A 16,859-nucleotide genomic window follows, 5' to 3' on the forward strand; every position below is an offset into this window, starting at 1 on the left:
TGGCACGCGCAGGCATCTATACAGTATTTCCGTTAGTTGGCGACGATATTGACCAGCTTCCCCGGCACCACGATCACCTTGCGCAGCGTCTTGCCCTCGATGTGTCGCTGGACGTTCTCGTTCTGCATGGCCAAGGCTTCGATGGTGTCCTTGCTGGCGTCGGCGGCAACCTCGAGACGCGCGCGCAGCTTGCCATTGACCTGAACCACCAGTTCAATGCTGTCCTTGACCATGGCGCTTTCGTCGGCCTCGGGCCAGGCAGCATCGATGGCGGGTTCTTCATGGCCGAGTTCCTGCCACAAGGCATGGCAGGCGTGCGGCGTGATCGGCGCCAGCAGCAGTACGCAGGCCTCGACGGCTTCGCGTGCCACGGCCAGGCCCTGCGGCGACGTATCCTCGAACCGGCCGATGGCATTGGACAGTTCCATGACAGCGGCAATTGCCGTATTGAAGGTCGTACGGCGGCCGACATCGTCGCTGGCCTTGCTGATCGTCTCGTGGGTCTTGCGCCGCAGCGTCTTTTGCTCGTCGCTCAGGGAAGTGACGTCGAGTTCACCGGGCGTGCCGGCGTTGACGTGCTCGGCGACCAGGCGCCACAAGCGCTTGAGAAAGCGATTGGCACCTTCCACACCGGAATCGGACCATTCCAGCGACTGTTCGGGCGGGGCCGCGAACATCATGAACAGGCGTACCGTATCGGCGCCGTAACGATCGATCATCGCCTGCGGGTCGACACCGTTGTTCTTCGATTTGGACATCTTCTCGATGCCGCCCATCTGCACCGGCTGCCCGTCGTTCATCAATATGGCACTGACAGGGCGGCCCTTGTCGTCGCGCTTGACCTCGACGTCCGCCGGGTTGAACCAGTCCTTGCCGCCAGTGTCGGTCTCGCGATAGAAGGTCTCGGCAATCACCATGCCCTGGGTCAGCAGGCGCTGGAAAGGCTCGTCGCTCTTCACAAGTCCAAAATCACGCATCAGCTTGTGGAAGAAGCGCGCATAGAGCAGGTGCAGGATGGCATGCTCGATACCGCCGATGTAGAGATCGACCGGCAACCAGTAATCGGCGCGCTCGTCGAGCATTGCCTGCATGTTGTCGGCACAGGCGAAGCGCGCGTAGTACCAGCTCGATTCCATGAAGGTGTCGAAAGTATCGGTCTCGCGTGTCCAGCCGTCACCCAGGTCATAGAAGGCCGGCATCTTCTTGAGCGGCGAGCCGGTCGCATCGACCTCGACTTCCAGCGGCAGGGCCACGGGCAGCTCCTCGTCGGTAAGCGGCACGGTCTGGCCTTCGGGACCGTACTTGACCGGAATCGGGGCGCCCCAGTAGCGCTGGCGTGCCACACCCCAGTCGCGCAGGCGAAAGTTGGTCTTGACCTCGCCATGGCCTTGCGACTCGAGCTTGGCAGCGATGGCCTGGAAAGCCTCTTCGAAATCGAGGCCATCGAACTCGCCCGAATTGATCAACCGGCCATGCTCGGTATAGGCACCCTGGGCCAGGTCGGGCGTCTCGCCCGCCTCGTTGGCGATGACCGGCTCGATCGGCAGGTTGTACTTGGTGGCGAATTCCCAGTCGCGCTGGTCGTGGGCGGGAACCGCCATGACCGCACCGGTACCGTATTCCATGAGCACGAAGTTGGCGACATAGACCGGCACTTCGCGGCCGGTCAGGGGATGTACGGCCTTGAAACCGGTCGGCATGCCGCACTTTTCCATGGTGGCCAGGTCGGCTTCGGACGTGCCTCCCTTGCTGCACTCCTCGAGGAAGGCCGCCAGCTCCGGGTTATCCGCGGTAGCGGCCCTGGCGAGGGGGTGCCCGGCGGCAACGGCGACGTAGGTCACGCCCATCAGCGTGTCGGGACGGGTGGTGTAGACACGCAGTGCATCGGCTTCATCGACGATATGCTCGCCGACCACGTCGAAGGCGAGTTCTACGCCCTTGGACTTGCCGATCCAGTTGCGCTGCATGGTCTTGACCTGCTCGGGCCAGTCGACCTTATCGAGATCGGCCAGCAGTTCGTCAGCGTAGTCGGTGATCTTGAGGAACCATAGCGGAATTTCCTTGCGTTCGACCAGGGCGCCGCTGCGCCAGCCGCGACCGTCGATGACCTGCTCGTTGGCCAGGACGGTGTTGTCCACCGGATCCCAGTTGACGGTGGCCATCTTCTTGTAGACCAGGCCCTTGTCGACCAGCTTGGCGAAGAACCACTGTTCCCAGCGATAGTAATCGACATCACAGGTGGCGAATTCGCGGCTCCAGTCATAGGCGAAGCCCAGTGCCTTGAGCTGGCTGCGCATGTAGTCGATGTTCTGGTAGGTCCAGTCACCCGGCGGCACGCGGTTCTTGATGGCGGCATTCTCGGCGGGCATGCCGAAGGCATCCCAGCCCATCGGCTGCAGTACATTCTTGCCCCGCATGCGATGGAAACGCGACACGACATCGCCGATGGTGTAGTTGCGCACATGCCCCATGTGCAGCTTGCCGCTGGGGTAGGGGAACATCGACAGGCAATAGAACTTCTCGCGTGTCGCATCCTCGATGGCCTTGAAGCACTGATTCTTGTCCCAGTACTGCTGGGCGGCGGTTTCGACAACGTGGGGCGTGTACTGTGTGTCCATCGTTTTGTGGGGCACCTTGCTTTGGCTTAAGAGTTACCGACCTGGCGGCACCGTCCGGCGCTATCGGTATTCCCGCTCGACACGGAGAGCCTGGCTGCGATAGCGATAACACCCGCCTGCACAGTGTGTTAAAAACGTGTGAAGGGGATGAACGTTGACAGTGTTTGTGTAGGGCTAAAGGATACCCTAGACGCTTCCTTGCAGATAGGCCCGGCAGGAGGCGGCCGGCATGGCTGGCGTCACCACCAGGCTATGGCCAGGCGAGGATCGGTTCATCGGTACGATACGATAAGGAGAGCGCGCCATGAGTGAGCAGCAAAGGGAACATCGGTTGAAGGATGCCTACGAGCGCGTCCTGGCAAGAATGAAGGACGGTGCCGACGAGCTCTCCTGGGACAATCTGCAGCGTGACCTCGACGATGCCGTTGCCTTCGAGGCCGAGGTCGAGGAGTTCACCAAGGATGAAATGGCACTGTTGCGCACTTGGGTGGAGCGCGACCTCAAGGACCTCAGACGCTATCTTGCCGCTGGCGGAACGGGCGTGGCCAGTTGGCTGGGCATCGATCTCAGCGTACTGTCACGCAAGATCACCGATGCCTTGTTTTCAGTGGCGGATCGCAGCGTGATCGAGCGCGAGCAACTGGTCGACGATCTCGAGGCTTCGCGTGCCGACTACGTCGAAGGCGAAATCGCAGCGCCTGGACGCATGGCCTGTGTGCATTGCGGCGCTACCGTGGTACTCGAGAGCGTGACGCGGCTGGAACCTTGTCACCAGTGCGGTCATCGCTATTTCGAGCGTTCGCCTTCGCCGTGACGGCTTGGCCCGGCGCTTTCTGCCGGGCCACTCTCCGCTACTAGAAGCGCGAACGACTCCGCTGCCAGCGTAGCCCGGGCACGATCAGCAATGCGGCCAGCAACCAGGTGGGCCAGCTACCGATCCGCGTGAATGGAGTCAGCCCTTCCATCGCCCATACTTCAGCGCTGATGCTCGTCGTTTCGAAACGTGGTGCTCGTGTTGTTACCTCGCCAAGCGGGTCGATGATGGCGGTAACGCCATTGTTGGTTGCCCGGATGACATAGCGACCATTCTCGAGGGCGCGCAGGCGCGCCATCTGCAGGTGCTGCAACGGGCCGATGGAGTCGCCGAACCAGGTATCGTTGGAAACGGTGAGCAGCACATCGGCATCGGCGGCCCGGTTAGCAACGAGTTCTGGATAAATGATCTCGTAGCAGATCGCCGTGCCGATGCGCAGGCCCGCGGCCTGTATCGGTGCCTGGTCCGATGCGCCCGCCGAAAAGTCAGACATGGGCAGGTCGAAGAAATTGATGATGCCCCGCAGCAGACTATCCAGCGGCAGGTATTCGCCGAACGGCACCAGGTGCTCCTTGCGATAATCCCCGTCGACATTGCCCAGGCCGATCACGGCATTGTAATAACGGCCTTTCGGATCGCGCTGGACGATACCCGTGAGCAGGGCCGACTCCGGCGGCAACGTGGCCTGGATTCGTTCAAGTATCGGCATGGCCTGCTGCTGGAACATGGGCAGCGCGGTTTCCGGCCAGATGACCAGATCGATGTCGTCACTCTGCTCGCGTGTCAGCGCAGCATACGTATTGGCGGCGTTGCGCTGGCCCTCGGCGCTCCACTTCATCAACTGGGGCAGGTTGCCTTGCAACAGGGCGACCCGTGGCGACGCGCTTCCCTGGGTGGTCCATTGTTGGGGCAGTGCCAAGGGGATCAGCCATAGTGCAGCGATAGGCAGGGCGGCCCACCAGCGCCGACGCAGGAACTCCACGCCCAGTGTGCCGGTCAATGCCGTGATCAGGGTCAGCAGGTATACGCCACCGACCGGTGCCAGGGAGGCCAGGGGAGAGCCGACATGCGCACTGCCCAGCAGTAGCCAGGGAAAGCCGGTAAACAGGTAGGTGCGCAGTACCTCGGCAACTACCCATAGGCCGGCGAAGCTGAGAAAGGCCAGGCGCGGGCCGGTAAAGCGCCGATAGGCCCAGAACGGGACGGCATAGAACAGCGCCAAGGTCACCGCGAACAGGCCTGTCAGGAACACGGCCAGCGGAACGCCGGTGTAGCCATAGTCGTGGATCGAGACGTAGATCCATGAGCTGCCGGTGGCGAACAGCGCCGTGCCGTAGCACCAGCCACGTAGGGCTGCCTGGCCTGGTGTCAAGTCGTGCAGGCCGATGTACATCAGTCCCACGGCAATCGGGCCGAGCCACCACAGCTCGAAGGGAGAGAAGGTCAGCGTGGTCAGGCCACCGGCGACCAGGGCAGCGAGATAGCCTACCCAAGGGCGAGAATAAGACAGCATCGAAGGGGCACTCCTTGTCAGACGTGCCCCTTATACCAGAGCCATTGCATGAACACGACTCGAAGCGTGTCCGGGGTGAGTTATCGGTCGCTGTCCTCGCTGGCGGCGACTTCCTCGAGCCGTTCGGCCTGGAGGAGACGGATTCGGCGATTGTCGGCGCCCAGCACTGTGAAGCGCCACCCTCCCAGGTCGGCGTACTCGCCACGGCGAGGTAGGTGCCCAAAGCGCTGCATGACCAGGCCGCCCACGGTATCGAACTCCTCGTCGGAGAACTGGGTATCGAAGCGGTCGTTGAAGTCGTCGATCGGGGTCAGGGCGCGGATGGCGAAGATCCCGTTGCCCATGTCCCGGATATCTTCTTCTTCCTCGATGTCGTGTTCGTCCTCGATGTCGCCGACAATCTGCTCAAGAATGTCTTCGATGGTGACGATGCCGGCAGTGCCTCCATACTCGTCGACGACTACCGCCATGTGATTGTGCGTATCGCGAAATTCCTTGAGCAGGCTGTTCAGCCGCTTGGACTCGGGGATGAACATGGCGGGACGAATCACGTCGCGCAGATCTATCCTGCCCCGGGTTCCGTCCTGTATCTGAAGCAGGGGTAGCAGGTCCTTGACCAGCAGGATACCCAGCACTTCATCGATATTCTCGCCGATGACGGGATACCGGGAATGACCGGTGTCGAATATGACCGGCAGGTAATCGGCGGGATCCTGGTCGACTTCGAGGGCAGTGACCTGCGAGCGAGGAATCATCACCTCGCGAGCCTGCTGGTCACTGATCTGGAATGCCCCCTCGATGATGGTCAGGGCATCCTGATCGAGACGAAGCCGGGCACCGGCTTCGCGCAGGAAGACAAGCAACTCGTCACGTGAGCTGGGTTCGTCGGAGTCGCTGGAAAAGGCGCTGAACAATTTATCGAGCCAGGACTTGCTGCCCTGGCCGCTCGATCGGTCTTCGCTCATGCGTCTGGTCTCATATCCTCGTTGTCAGGCGTTGCCGCGAGCCTCGGAACTAGTCTTGTCGAGCATCCGAGGCATAGGGATCGGCGATGCCGAAGTCGCTGAGAATCTCGCGCTCGAGCGCTTCCATCTCCTCGGCCTCTGCATCTTCTATATGATCGTAGCCCAGCAAATGCAAGGTGCCGTGTACGACCATATGGGCATAATGGTGAGCGAGCGGTTTGTGCTGCTCCTGTGCTTCGCAAGCGACCACGGCATGACAGACGATCAGGTCGCCCAGCAGGGGCGCAGCCTCTACGCCAGGGGGCATCTCGAAAGGGAAGGAAAGTACATTGGTCGGCTTGTCCTTGCCCCGGTAATCGCGGTTGAGCGCCCGGCTTTCCTCGCAATCCACCAGGCGGATCGTCACCTCGGTGTTCGGCGCCACCTCGTGGCGGGCGAGGACGGCGCCCACCCAGGCTGTCAGTGCCGTCTCATCAGGCAGCCATGCGGGCTCGTCGCCACTCACAGCGACCTGCAGGTCGACGATCGGGGCCGGGGCGGGGCTCATGCCGAGTCGCCCCCGTCGATACCATTGCTGCGTGCCTGGTCCTCCCGGCGGGCCTGCTCGCGTGCCTCCTTGCGGGCACGTTGCTGGGCCTCCTGCTCGGCTTCGAACAGGTCGTAGGCCTCGATGATGCGCTGGACCAGCGGGTGACGGACGACATCCTTGGCGGCGAAATGGGTGACGCCGATCCCCGGGGTATCCTTGAGGACATCCAGTACCTGGATCAGGCCGGAGGACTGGCCGCGAGGCAGGTCGACCTGCGTCACGTCACCGGTGATGACCGCCGTGGAGCCAAAGCCGATACGCGTCAGGAACATCTTCATCTGTTCACGAGTGGTGTTCTGACTTTCGTCGAGAATGATGAATGCGTTGTTCAACGTCCGCCCACGCATGTAGGCCAGCGGCGCGATCTCGATGACCTGGCGTTCGATGAGCTTGCCGACCTGTTCGAAGCCGATCATCTCGTAGAGCGCATCGTAGAGCGGACGCAGGTAGGGATCGATCTTCTGGGCCAGGTCACCGGGCAAGAAACCCAGTTTCTCGCCGGCCTCGACGGCCGGGCGGACCAGCAGGATACGCCGCACTTCCTGAAGATTCAGCGCTTCCACGGCGGCGGCGACGGCCAGGTAGGTCTTGCCGGTACCGGCCGGGCCTATGCCGAAGTTGATGTCGTGCTTGCGAATGCTCGACACGTAACTCTGCTGGTTGTTGCCACGGGGCTTGATCAACGAGCGCGGGGTACGGATCACCACCTCGCCGTCATCGGCAACACCTTCTTCTTCCTCGAGGGCCTCGATACCGGACTCCTGAAGAAAAAGATGCACGGTATCCGGTTCGAGCTGGCTGCCTTCGGTTTCGCGATACAGGTGTTCGACGACGTTGGCGGCTGCCTTGACCCGTGGTCCCGGGCCGGCCAACTGGAAGGTATTGCCCCGGTTGCGAAGCGTTACCCCGAGACGGGACTCGACCAGCTTGAGGTGCTCGTCCTGCTGGCCGCAGAGATTGGCCAGCCGCATGGGGTCGTTGGGTTCGAGGGTCAGCGTAAGGATGCGATGTGCCTGAGAACTGTTTTGACTCAAGACGAGAAGGCCCGTTGTGTGCGAAATGGTAAGTTGAGCTTATGCCCCAACCAAGATTGGGGCAATGGCACAATTTTCAATGAACCTCTGCTGTTACCAGTTCACCGCGCAGCGAATTGGGCAGGGCTTCGCTGATCTCGACATCGACGAAACTGCCGATCAGCTCGGTAGGGTCAGGAGCGCGGAAGTTGACGACTCTGTTGTTCTCGGTACGCCCGGAAAGCTGGCCAGGGTCCTTGGGCGAGAAGCCGGTGACCAGGATGCGTTGTGTCGTGCCGACCATGCGCCGGCTGATCTGCATGGCATTCTGAGTGATGCGCTCCTGCAGGATGGCAAGGCGCTGCTTCTTGACCGCTTCCGGCGTGTCGTCTTCCAGGGCGGCGGCCGGTGTCCCGGGACGGGCCGAATAGACGAAACTGAACGAGACGTCGAAGCCGATGCGGTGGATCAGGTCCATGGTGTCTTCGAAGTCCTGCTCGGTCTCGCCCGGAAAACCGATAATGAAGTCCGACGAGAAGCTGATATCGGGGCGCAGCGCGCGGATACGTTCCAGCTTGGCCACGTATTCCTCGACTTCATGGCCACGCTTCATGGCCGCGAGAATACGGTTGGAGCCCGACTGTACCGGCAGGTGCAGGTGACTGACCAGTTCCGGGATTTCGCCGTAGGCTTCGATCAGGCTGTCAGAGAACTCCACCGGGTGCGAGGTGGTAAAGCGAATCCGGTCGATACCGTCGACAGCGGCAATGCAGGCGATCAGCTCGGCCAGGTCGATTTCCTCGCCGAGGTCGTTCTCGCCGCGATAGGCATTGACGTTCTGGCCCAGCAGGTTGACTTCACGTACGCCCTGATCGGCCAGATGCATGATTTCGTCCATGACCGCCTCGAAGGGGCGCGAGACTTCTTCACCACGGGTATAGGGCACCACACAGAACGTGCAGTACTTGGAGCATCCTTCCATGATCGAGACGAAAGCCGTCGCCCCGTCCGAGCTCGGCTTGGGAAGGTGATCGAACTTTTCTATCTCGGGGAACGTCACGTCGACCACGGAAATCTGGTTGTCGCGACGAGAGTCGAGCATCGACGGGATACGGTGAAGGGTTTGCGGGCCGAACACCATGTCGACATGTGGGGCGCGCTTGCGCAGGTTCTCGCCTTCCTGGCTGGCCACGCAGCCACCGACACCGATGACCAGGTCGGGATTGGCCTGCTTGAGCTTTTTCCAGCGTCCGAGTTGGTGGAACACCTTCTCCTGGGCCTTTTCGCGGATCGAGCAGGTATTGAGGAGGATGACGTCGGCTTCGCGCTCGTCGTCGGTCAGCTCCATCTTGTGGGATTCGCCGAGCAGATCCGCCATGCGGGCGGAGTCGTACTCGTTCATCTGGCAACCGTGTGTCTTGATGAAGAGTTTCTTCGTCATAGCGTGCCGTCGGGACGATAAAGGCCCGACTTGTCCGTGATAGGAGTGAATGCGTGGCCGATGTGGCCGGACCCAAGGTGTCCGACAGGCCATGGAACAGGATATGGCGATGAATTATACGTAGGGGACAGGGGGCTTGACCAGTCTTCCCCCTGTGCGCTTCGAAGCGCGAGCGTCTGTGATATTCTTGGCGCTTTGCCAATGAGCAGATGGGAGCGGTATGGCAGCGAAGCCGATTTATCGGGTGGTTTTCTATAACCAGGGTGAAATCTGGGAACTTTACGCCCGCGACATCTTCCAGAGCGATCTGTGGGGCTTCATCGAAGTCGAGACCTTTGTCTTCGAAGACAGTTCTAAGCTGGTCGTCGACCCGTCGACGGAGAAGCTCAAGCGGACCTTCGAAGGCGTCAGTCGCAGTTATATTCCGCTCAATGCGATCGTGCGTATCGACGAGGTGGAACGGGAGGGAACGCCCAAGGCCGTCACGGCCCAGGGCAAGGTGGCCGAGTTCCCGCGCCCGTTCAGCTTACCGCCCAGAGAAGATAATTGATGGTCAAAATTTGACCGAATCGTGGCCTTGCCAGGCAGTTCGCCGTTCCCGAAATGACCCGGCCGAGGTTTTCCCAAGGTTTATCCACAGAAAGTGTGGATGAGTGCCGGATCTGCCATGGCACCCTCGGGCCTGAATGGATTGATAGCCCGGACATCGCGTGGAGCAGTAGTTCCCAGAGCCATCCAAAGGTCAAGATGACGGCAGTTTAAAATGCGTAAAATCAAATGCTTGTTTGCCTGTTTGACGCTCAGCCTGGCGGCTCTCGAAAGTCAGGCCCAGGAAATCCGCTGGGTCGCGGATGACCTGGAAACCTATGTGCGCAGTGGACCCACCAATGAATACCGTATCGTCGGCACGTTGACCTCCGGCGACGAAGTGACCGTACTCGAGACCCAGGGCGACTATAGCCGGGTCAGGGCGCCGAGCGGCGACGAAGTGTGGATAGAAAGTGATCAGCTTCAGGCGGAGCGCAGCGTCAGTGAGCGCGTACCCGAGCTTCAGGAAAAAGCCGAGACGCTGAGCACGCGCCTCGAGGGGATCGACGAAGAGTGGCAAGATCGTGTCGCGACCATGACCGAAACGCTCCAGCAACGTGAGGCCCGTATTGCCAAGCTGGAGAGTCGCAACGCCGAATTGAATCAGCAGGCCAGTCAGGCCATGGAGCAGATCCGTGGTCTACAGGCTCGCCTCGACACGCAGGAGCAGGATCTGCTGATGCGCTATTTCATGTATGGCGGTGGCGTAGCCGGCGCCGGGCTGGTAGTCGGTTTATTGGTCCCGCACCTGCCGCGTCGTCGCAAGAAGCGCGATCGCTGGTTCTGAGTGGCCCATGTACGTGCGGTGACAACTTCACCGTGACAAGCCGGAAGGACGACGATGCCTCAAGAATGGCTGCAGCGCTGGCGTGAAGGACGTATCGGCTTTCATCGCAGCGAAACGCACCCCGTACTGCGCAAATACTGGAAGACGTTGGGCGTGCCGGTAGGTGCCAAGGTGCTCGTGCCGTTATGCGGCAAGAGCCTGGACATGCGCTGGCTGGCCGAGCAGGGCTATCCGGTGCTGGGCATCGAACTTGCCCCCGAGGCCATCGAGCAATTCCTGGCCGAGGGGGAGGGTGAGGTATCCCGCTATCATCAGGGCTATTTCGGGGTTTATCGGCAGGCCAATGTGGAGCTCTGGTGCGGTGATTTCTTCCACGTGCATGTGGAGCAGGCCAAGGAGTTCCAAGCCTTCTACGATCGTGCGGCTCTGATCGCCTTGCCGCCCGCTACACGCCAGCGCTATGCATTTCATCTAGCTCAGCTTTTGCCGCCGGGAGCGCGTGGGCTGCTGGTCTCGTTGACCCATCCCGGTGGGCCGGATGCCGGGCCACCGTTCTCGGTAGGTGAGGAAGAAGTGCATCAATTGCTTGCACCCAATTTCGAGCTGGTACTGCTGGAAACCTGCCCGCCCGACGACCGGGGCCTCAGCGAGCAGGTCTGGTCTTTATGCCGCCGTGGCCCCGGTCGGGTAGACGAGGGGGCTTAACGAGCCAGTAGCTGGCCAACCTGCGGGTCATTGAAAGTTCGCGCCAGAGCGCGACTGAGGACGTCATTGACCATTTCGGTATTGGCTTCGCGGTTTGGCGAGAGCGCAGTGGTCTGCTCACGCTTAGCGGTGTAGGTGCCGGTATAGACGAGACTGTCGTTGGCGACTTCGGCGCGCAGGCGAGCCAGCAGCTGCGTCTTGTCGATGACGGGCTCGGCGTCGGCCTTGTCGTAGCTCAGTTGGGCCAGTGTCAATGTCATGCTCGGGCGGTTCGGAGCGGGTTCCGTCGTTGGAGAGAACCCCATCTGCGATAATGCCGCCTCGGCCTGGGCCTGTAGCTTGGGAATCACGTCATAGGCCTCGACGGTAATGGTGTCGTTGGCCATGGCAGCACCGCTGCGAGTGCCTAGGACATTGGACTCCCGGCCATCCACGACCGTGACTGTCACACGCTGGCCACTGCCCACCTGGGGCAGGTTGCCGCTTACCTTGGGGTTGGTCTGCAGGTAATGGGGGCTGCTCGCGCATCCGGCCACGATCATGAAGGCCAGCAATCCGCCCAGCCAGGCTACCGTCTTGAACAAGCGCATAAGGAACTCTCCTCGCTATCAATGAATACTGCCGCACGATGGCATATCGTGCGGCAGTATAACGTTGGTCAATACAGAAGCGCAGGTCGTCTGCAGTTTCAAGAGATCAGGCTAGCCCGGGAGCGATGGGCCGCTGAATCCTCGAAGCGGTGCCAGCGGCGCGGTGTGACGAACAGACGCTGGCCGCGCTTGATGGTCAGGCGTTCGAAATCAGCATGTCTTACCGTGGCCATCCATGGCTCGGCCAACCAGTCGGCTTCCAGCTCGACGCGAACTTCCGCACCTACCGGTGATACTGCGGTCACGGTAACCGGCAGATGGGCATGGTTGCTGGCGCTTTCGCTCAGCTTGAGCTCATGGGGGCGCAGCAGCAGTTCATGGGGGCCGTCGTCGAGATCGACGGAAAGCCTGGCATCGCCGCAGGTCAGCGTGCCGTTACGAATCGTGCCTTCCAGGCGATTTACGTCACCCAGGAATTCGAAGACGAAGCGGTTGGCCGGCTGGCGATACAGGGTATCCGGATCGTCGATCTGCTCGATTCGCCCGTTGCTCATCACAACGACGCGGTCGGACAATTCCAGCGCTTCCTCCTGATCGTGCGTGACGAATACACTGGTGAAGTTGAGTTCGTCATGCAAGTGACGCAACCAGCGACGCAGGTCCTGACGAACCTTGGCATCCAACGCCCCGAAGGGCTCGTCGAGCAACAGCACGTCAGGCTTGAGGGCCAGCGCGCGGGCCAGCGAGACTCGCTGTTGCTGTCCGCCGGAAAGCTGGGCCGGGTAGCGGTTGGCGAACTCTTCGAGACGTACCATTTCCAGCAGGCGATGAACGCGGGCGCGAATATCGCCGCTTGAGGGGCGAGTGCGACGGGGCAGCGCAGTGAGCCCGAAGGCGACGTTGTCGAACACGCTCATGTGCCGGAACAGGGCATAGTGCTGGAATACGAAACCGATGCGCCGGTCGCGCACGTGCATGCGCGTGACGTCGCGGTCGCCGAAACGGATCGTGCCGCTATCGGCCTGCTCGAGGCCGGCAATGATCCGCAGCAGCGTGGTCTTTCCCGAACCGGAGGGACCGAGCAGACCAACGAGCTCGCCCTCGGCGATGTCCAGAACCAGCGGCTCCAGCGCCGTGTTGCGGCCAAACGTCTTGGCAACGTTCTCGAGACGGATGCTCATGCGGCATTCTCCCGGCGCGTGGCGCGCCATTCCAGAAAGGCCTTGGCGGCCAGCGTGAACAGGGCAATCAGGGCCAGTAACGCAGCCGCGGTGAAGGCGCCGACCGTATTGTAGTCCTGATAAAGCAGTTCGACGTGTAGAGGCAAGGTGTTGGTCTCGCCGCGAATCGAGCCCGACACGACGGAGACGGCACCAAACTCGCCCACGGCGCGGGCGTTGGTCAAAATCACGCCATACAGCAGCGCCCACTTGATATTGGGTAGCGTGACTCGGCGAAAGACGGTCCAGCCCGAGGCGCCGAGCGTGACGGCCGCTTCCTCCTCTCGGGCTCCTTGGGCCTGCATCAGCGGAATCAGCTCACGGGCCACGAACGGGCAGGTAACGAAGATGGTCACCAGTACGATACCCGGCCAGGCAAACATGATCTGGATGTCATGGCTGTCTAGCCAGCCCCCGATCCAGCCATTGCGTCCGTAGAGCAGAAGGTAGACCAGGCCAGCCACCACTGGCGACACCGCAAACGGTATGTCGATCAGGGTCTGCAGCAGGCGTCGCCCCGGAAACGCGAAGCGCGTTACCAGCCAGGCCAGGAAAACACCGAAGACCAGATTGACCGGGATGGTCAGCGCCGCAACGAACAGCGTCAGTCCGATCGCCGCCAGGGTGTACTCGTCGCTGAGGTTGGCCCAGAACATTTCCAGCCCTTCGGCAAAGGCCTGGGCAAAGATGGCTACCAACGGCAGGAGTAGGAACAGTGCCGAGAAAAATATGGCTAGCCCGACCAGCACCCGCCGGACGCGTGGCGAATCACCGATACGTTGCATCAGCCCTTGCCTCCATGCAGCCGGCGAATGAAGCGGCCCTGCCAAAGGTTGAGTACCAGCAGCAGCAACAGCGACACTGCGAGCACAACCGAAGCAATGGCCGACGCGCCGACGTAATCGTATTCCTGCAATTTGACGAAGATCATCAGGGAAGTGATTTCCGTCTCGTAGGGCATGTTGCCGGCAATGAAGATGACGGCACCGAATTCGCCAAGCGAACGCACGAAGGCCAGGCCGGTGCCTGTGACCAAGGCCGGCCACAGGTGGGGCAGGATCACGCGACGAAACGCCATGGCATCACTGGCACCCAGGGTCAGGGCGGCTTCGTCGACCTCGCCTGGCATGTCCTCAAGGACAGGCTGGACGGTACGCACCACGAACGGGATGCTGGTGAAGCCCATCGCCAGGGCGATGCCGACCCAGGTATAGGCGACTTCGAAGCCCAGCGGTGCCAGTAGCTGGCCCATCCAGCCATTGCTGGAATAGAGCGTGGCCAGGGTGATGCCGGCCACGGCAGTCGGCAGGGCAAAGGGAAGATCCATCAGGGCATCCAGCAGACGCTTGCCGGGGAATTCGTAGCGCACCAGCACCCAAGCCATCAGCAGGCCGAACAGGGCGTTGAATAGGGCCGCAACTGCAGCGGCGCCAATCGTCACCAAATAGCTGGCCACGACACGCCCTTCGGTGATGATGGCCCAATATTCCGCCAGGCTAAGGCCGGACAGTTGACCGACCAGGCTGGTCAGCGGAAGCAGCAGGACCAAGGAGATGAAAAGCAGCGTCACCCCCAGCGAGAGCCCGAAACCCGGGAGCACTCGCTTGGGGGAGGCCGCCGTCAGGGAGGCGATCCTGTTCATCGACGCTGCAGCTGATCCAGTTCGCCGCCGCTGGCAAAGTGCGTTTCCATCACCTCATTCCAGCCACCGAAGACATCTTCGACACGCAGCAATTCGGTTTCAGGAAACTCGTCGGCGAATTCGGCCTTCACGGTCTCGTCATTGACCCGGTAGTTGAAACCGGCGAGCAGGCGTTGGGCCTCTTCCGTGTAAAGGTAGTCGAGATAGCCGCGCGCCAGGTCGAGGTTGTCGTTGCGCTCGGCATACTCCTTCACCACGGCCACCGGGAATTCCGCCAGGATACTGACCGGCGGCACGACGACATCATAATCGTCCTGTCCGTATTCCTTGCGGATATTGTTGACCTCGGACTCAAAGCTGATCAGCACGTCGCCGATGCCACGCTCGACGAAGGTTGTCGTGGCGCCGCGACCGCCAGTATCGAAGACCTTGACGTTGTCGAGGAACTGATTCATGAACTCGTGAATCTTTTCTTCGTCACCATCGAACGCCTTGTCCGCATACGCCCAGGCAGCCAAGTAGGTGTAGCGTCCATTACCTGAGGTCTTGGGATTGGGGAAGACAATCTCGACATCGTCACCGACCAGGTCGTCCCAGCTCTCGATGCCCTTGGGGTTGCCCTCGCGGACCAGAAAGGCCGTCGTCGAGTAATAGGGGGAGGCATTGTTGGGAAATTGCTGTTGCCAATCCTCGGCCACGAGTCCGGCATCGGCCAGAACATTGACGTCGGTGACCTGATTGTAGGTGACCACATCGGCGGAAAGGCCCTGCAGGATGGCACGCGCCTGCTTTGATGAGCCGCCATGGGACTGTTTGACGTTGATCGCCTCGCCGTGCTGCTCCTGCCACCAGTCGATGAATTCGGGGTTGATGGTAGCGAACAGTTCGCGAGCGATATCGTAGGAGGAGTTCAACAACTCGCGATCGGCTGCCATGGCAGGTGCTGCTACGCCAGTCGCCAGGGTGGCGGTCAGCGCGCTGGCAAGCGTGCCACGGCGTAAAATCATAACGAAGTTCATGATTGCTCCAATAAGGAATGGATTCTTTGAGCCAAGGCTAAACCAGTCAATATGGAATGACAATGTAGTCGCTTATTCATAATTATAATAAGCAATGATGGGCGAACACTATCGCCATCGACCCGCGCCAGTGGGGTCAGGCGGCTTCAGGCATGTCGGTAATGGGCTGCCGGATCAGCCAGAGCCCCGCGAGCGGACCCGGCAGGAGTAGCCAGGCAACCCAGTGCTCCAATAGGGGCCATACGGGAACGAGCAGGACCAGTGAAAGCACCGAGATGCCAAATCCGATGGCATTCTGCAGAGTCAGGGCAGTACCCAGCCGCTGGGTGGGTACGGCACGCGCGGACAGGGCCGAGAAATGTGCCGAGTCGACGACCGCCAGGGCACTCCACAAGCCGAGAAAGACAAGAGTTGCTCCGGCAGGCAGCGCTGTCATCCATGGATAGATGAGGCAACAGGTACCAGAGCCGGCCAGGCCGAGCATGGCAACATGGCGGCTGCCGATGCGCTGGCTCAGCCAGCCTCCTAGCCAACAGCCGGGGCCGCCGATGGCGATCAGGGCAAAGCTGCCCAAAGCCAAGGTCACGGGCGACGCCTGGGGAACGGCCGAGGCCAGCAACAGCGGAAGCAGGGCCCATAGGGTATACAACTCCCACATATGGCCGAAATAGCCGCCCGCAGCGCGCCGGTAGCCGGGAATCGTGAAGACGCCGAAGTCGAGCCCGGCACGCGCTGCTGTCGCACGGCGCTTGCTTGCCCTGACCTGCGGCGCTTCGCCGAGTCGCCAGATCAATAACCCTGCTAGCATGGCCAATAGCGAAGCGCCCCATATTCCGCTCGCCCAGGGCAAGTCGAACATGCCGGCCATGCTGATGCCGTGCAGTGCATGTGGCAGCGCCGTGCCCAGCACCAGCATCCCGACTAGCCAGGCCAGGCCCAGGCCAGTGCGCCCCGGCGCCCATCCGACCATCAGTTTCATGCCGATCGGATAGATGCCGGCCAATGTCATACCGGTGATCAGGCGCAGGAACACGGCGGGCCAGAAACCGCCCGCCAAGGGCAATAGCGCATTCGACGCGGCACCGACCAGGCAGGCGCCGGCGAACAGCCGGCTGGCGTCGAGCCGGTCGGCCAGGCCGCTCAGCCCGATGCCTAGCGTGCCCAGTAGAAAGCCGGCCTGTACCGCGCCGGTCAGCCAGCCGAGATCCGTCGCGGCCAGCCCCCAGGCTTGCTGCAAGGCGCCGATCACGGCATTGGGAGTGAACCACAGTGCCGTGCCGAACAGTTCGGCAACTGCAATCAGGAAAATGGTCATGAGGTGCTCACCGGCAAATCATCATTGAGGCACGAGGCCC

16 protein-coding genes are annotated in these 16,859 nt (G+C 61.3%); 4 read left to right on the forward strand and 12 right to left on the reverse strand.

From position 1 onward, the window contains the following. Positions 1 to 32: 32 nt before the first annotated feature. Positions 33 to 2,618, reverse strand: a complete 2,586-nt coding sequence (gene leuS, locus BM194_RS12080) for a leucine--tRNA ligase (protein ID WP_092847100.1) — start codon at positions 2,616 to 2,618, stop codon at positions 33 to 35. 304 nt (positions 2,619 to 2,922) lie between these two features. On the opposite strand from leuS, the gene BM194_RS12085 reads away from it, so the two are divergent. Then, a complete protein-coding gene (locus BM194_RS12085) occupies positions 2,923 to 3,432 on the forward strand; it encodes a zinc ribbon-containing protein (RefSeq protein ID WP_092847102.1) in 510 nt (169 codons plus the stop codon). A gap of 40 nt (positions 3,433 to 3,472) precedes the next feature. Here BM194_RS12085 and lnt read toward each other — a convergent pair whose 3' ends face one another. From lnt to miaB, 5 genes are all read right to left on the reverse strand, one after another. Continuing rightward, complete coding sequence (gene lnt / locus BM194_RS12090; RefSeq protein WP_092847104.1) at positions 3,473 to 4,945, reverse strand: apolipoprotein N-acyltransferase; 1,473 nt, start codon at positions 4,943 to 4,945, stop codon at positions 3,473 to 3,475. 80 nt (positions 4,946 to 5,025) lie between these two features. Beyond that, positions 5,026 to 5,910, reverse strand: coding sequence for an HlyC/CorC family transporter (locus BM194_RS12095; protein ID WP_092847106.1), 885 nt, complete (start codon positions 5,908 to 5,910; stop codon positions 5,026 to 5,028). Between the two features lie 49 nt (positions 5,911 to 5,959). Further along, positions 5,960 to 6,457: an rRNA maturation RNase YbeY gene (ybeY, locus tag BM194_RS12100; RefSeq protein WP_092847108.1), complete on the reverse strand. Its 498-nt coding sequence runs from the start codon at positions 6,455 to 6,457 to the stop codon at positions 5,960 to 5,962. Beyond that, the gene (locus BM194_RS12105; RefSeq protein ID WP_092847110.1) at positions 6,454 to 7,533 is read right to left on the reverse strand and encodes a PhoH family protein; all 1,080 of its coding nucleotides are present in this window, start codon (positions 7,531 to 7,533) and stop codon (positions 6,454 to 6,456) included. Before BM194_RS12105 ends, ybeY begins: the two co-directional genes overlap by 4 nt. 76 nt (positions 7,534 to 7,609) lie before the next feature. Continuing rightward, positions 7,610 to 8,953, reverse strand: coding sequence for a tRNA (N6-isopentenyl adenosine(37)-C2)-methylthiotransferase MiaB (miaB, locus tag BM194_RS12110; RefSeq protein ID WP_092847112.1), 1,344 nt, complete (start codon positions 8,951 to 8,953; stop codon positions 7,610 to 7,612). A 220-nt stretch (positions 8,954 to 9,173) separates the two neighbouring features. Here miaB and BM194_RS12115 point away from each other — a divergent pair, with 220 nt between their 5' ends. The 3 genes from BM194_RS12115 (at position 9,174) to tmpT (ending at position 11,033) form a co-directional block, all read left to right on the forward strand. Further along, positions 9,174 to 9,503 (forward strand): DUF1820 family protein, encoded by a 330-nt coding sequence (locus BM194_RS12115; protein WP_092847114.1) that lies wholly within the window; start codon positions 9,174 to 9,176, stop codon positions 9,501 to 9,503. A gap of 213 nt (positions 9,504 to 9,716) precedes the next feature. Next, positions 9,717 to 10,328 (forward strand): TIGR04211 family SH3 domain-containing protein, encoded by a 612-nt coding sequence (locus tag BM194_RS12120; protein ID WP_092847116.1) that lies wholly within the window; start codon positions 9,717 to 9,719, stop codon positions 10,326 to 10,328. Positions 10,329 to 10,382: 54 nt separating this feature from the next. Continuing rightward, on the forward strand, positions 10,383 to 11,033 hold the full coding sequence (gene tmpT / locus BM194_RS12125) for a thiopurine S-methyltransferase (protein WP_092847117.1): 651 nt from the start codon (positions 10,383 to 10,385) through the stop codon (positions 11,031 to 11,033). Here tmpT and BM194_RS12130 read toward each other — a convergent pair. From BM194_RS12130 to BM194_RS12155, 6 genes are all read right to left on the reverse strand, one after another. Then, positions 11,030 to 11,623 carry a YajG family lipoprotein gene (locus tag BM194_RS12130; RefSeq protein WP_092847118.1) on the reverse strand — a complete coding sequence of 198 codons (594 nt, stop codon included), beginning with the start codon at positions 11,621 to 11,623 and terminating at the stop codon, positions 11,030 to 11,032. The genes tmpT and BM194_RS12130 overlap by 4 nt on opposite strands. 98 nt (positions 11,624 to 11,721) lie before the next feature. After that, on the reverse strand, positions 11,722 to 12,804 hold the full coding sequence (locus BM194_RS12135) for a sulfate/molybdate ABC transporter ATP-binding protein (RefSeq protein WP_092847119.1): 1,083 nt from the start codon (positions 12,802 to 12,804) through the stop codon (positions 11,722 to 11,724). Continuing rightward, positions 12,801 to 13,628 (reverse strand): sulfate/thiosulfate ABC transporter permease CysW, encoded by an 828-nt coding sequence (gene cysW, locus BM194_RS12140; protein ID WP_092847120.1) that lies wholly within the window; start codon positions 13,626 to 13,628, stop codon positions 12,801 to 12,803. The genes BM194_RS12135 and cysW overlap by 4 nt, the downstream gene beginning before the upstream one ends. Next, positions 13,628 to 14,485, reverse strand: a complete 858-nt coding sequence (gene cysT, locus BM194_RS12145) for a sulfate ABC transporter permease subunit CysT (RefSeq protein ID WP_092847122.1) — start codon at positions 14,483 to 14,485, stop codon at positions 13,628 to 13,630. The genes cysW and cysT overlap by 1 nt, the downstream gene beginning before the upstream one ends. Further along, positions 14,482 to 15,504 (reverse strand): thiosulfate ABC transporter substrate-binding protein CysP, encoded by a 1,023-nt coding sequence (gene cysP, locus BM194_RS12150; protein WP_177223403.1) that lies wholly within the window; start codon positions 15,502 to 15,504, stop codon positions 14,482 to 14,484. The genes cysT and cysP overlap by 4 nt, the downstream gene beginning before the upstream one ends. Before the next feature lie 136 nt (positions 15,505 to 15,640). After that, entirely contained in the window at positions 15,641 to 16,819 is a 1,179-nt protein-coding gene (locus BM194_RS12155; RefSeq protein ID WP_092847124.1) for an MFS transporter, read from the reverse strand. Positions 16,820 to 16,859: the final 40 nt, after the last annotated feature.

The sequence above is a fragment of the Modicisalibacter xianhensis genome, assembly GCF_900113605.1.
GTDB lineage: Bacteria > Pseudomonadota > Gammaproteobacteria > Pseudomonadales > Halomonadaceae > Modicisalibacter > Modicisalibacter xianhensis.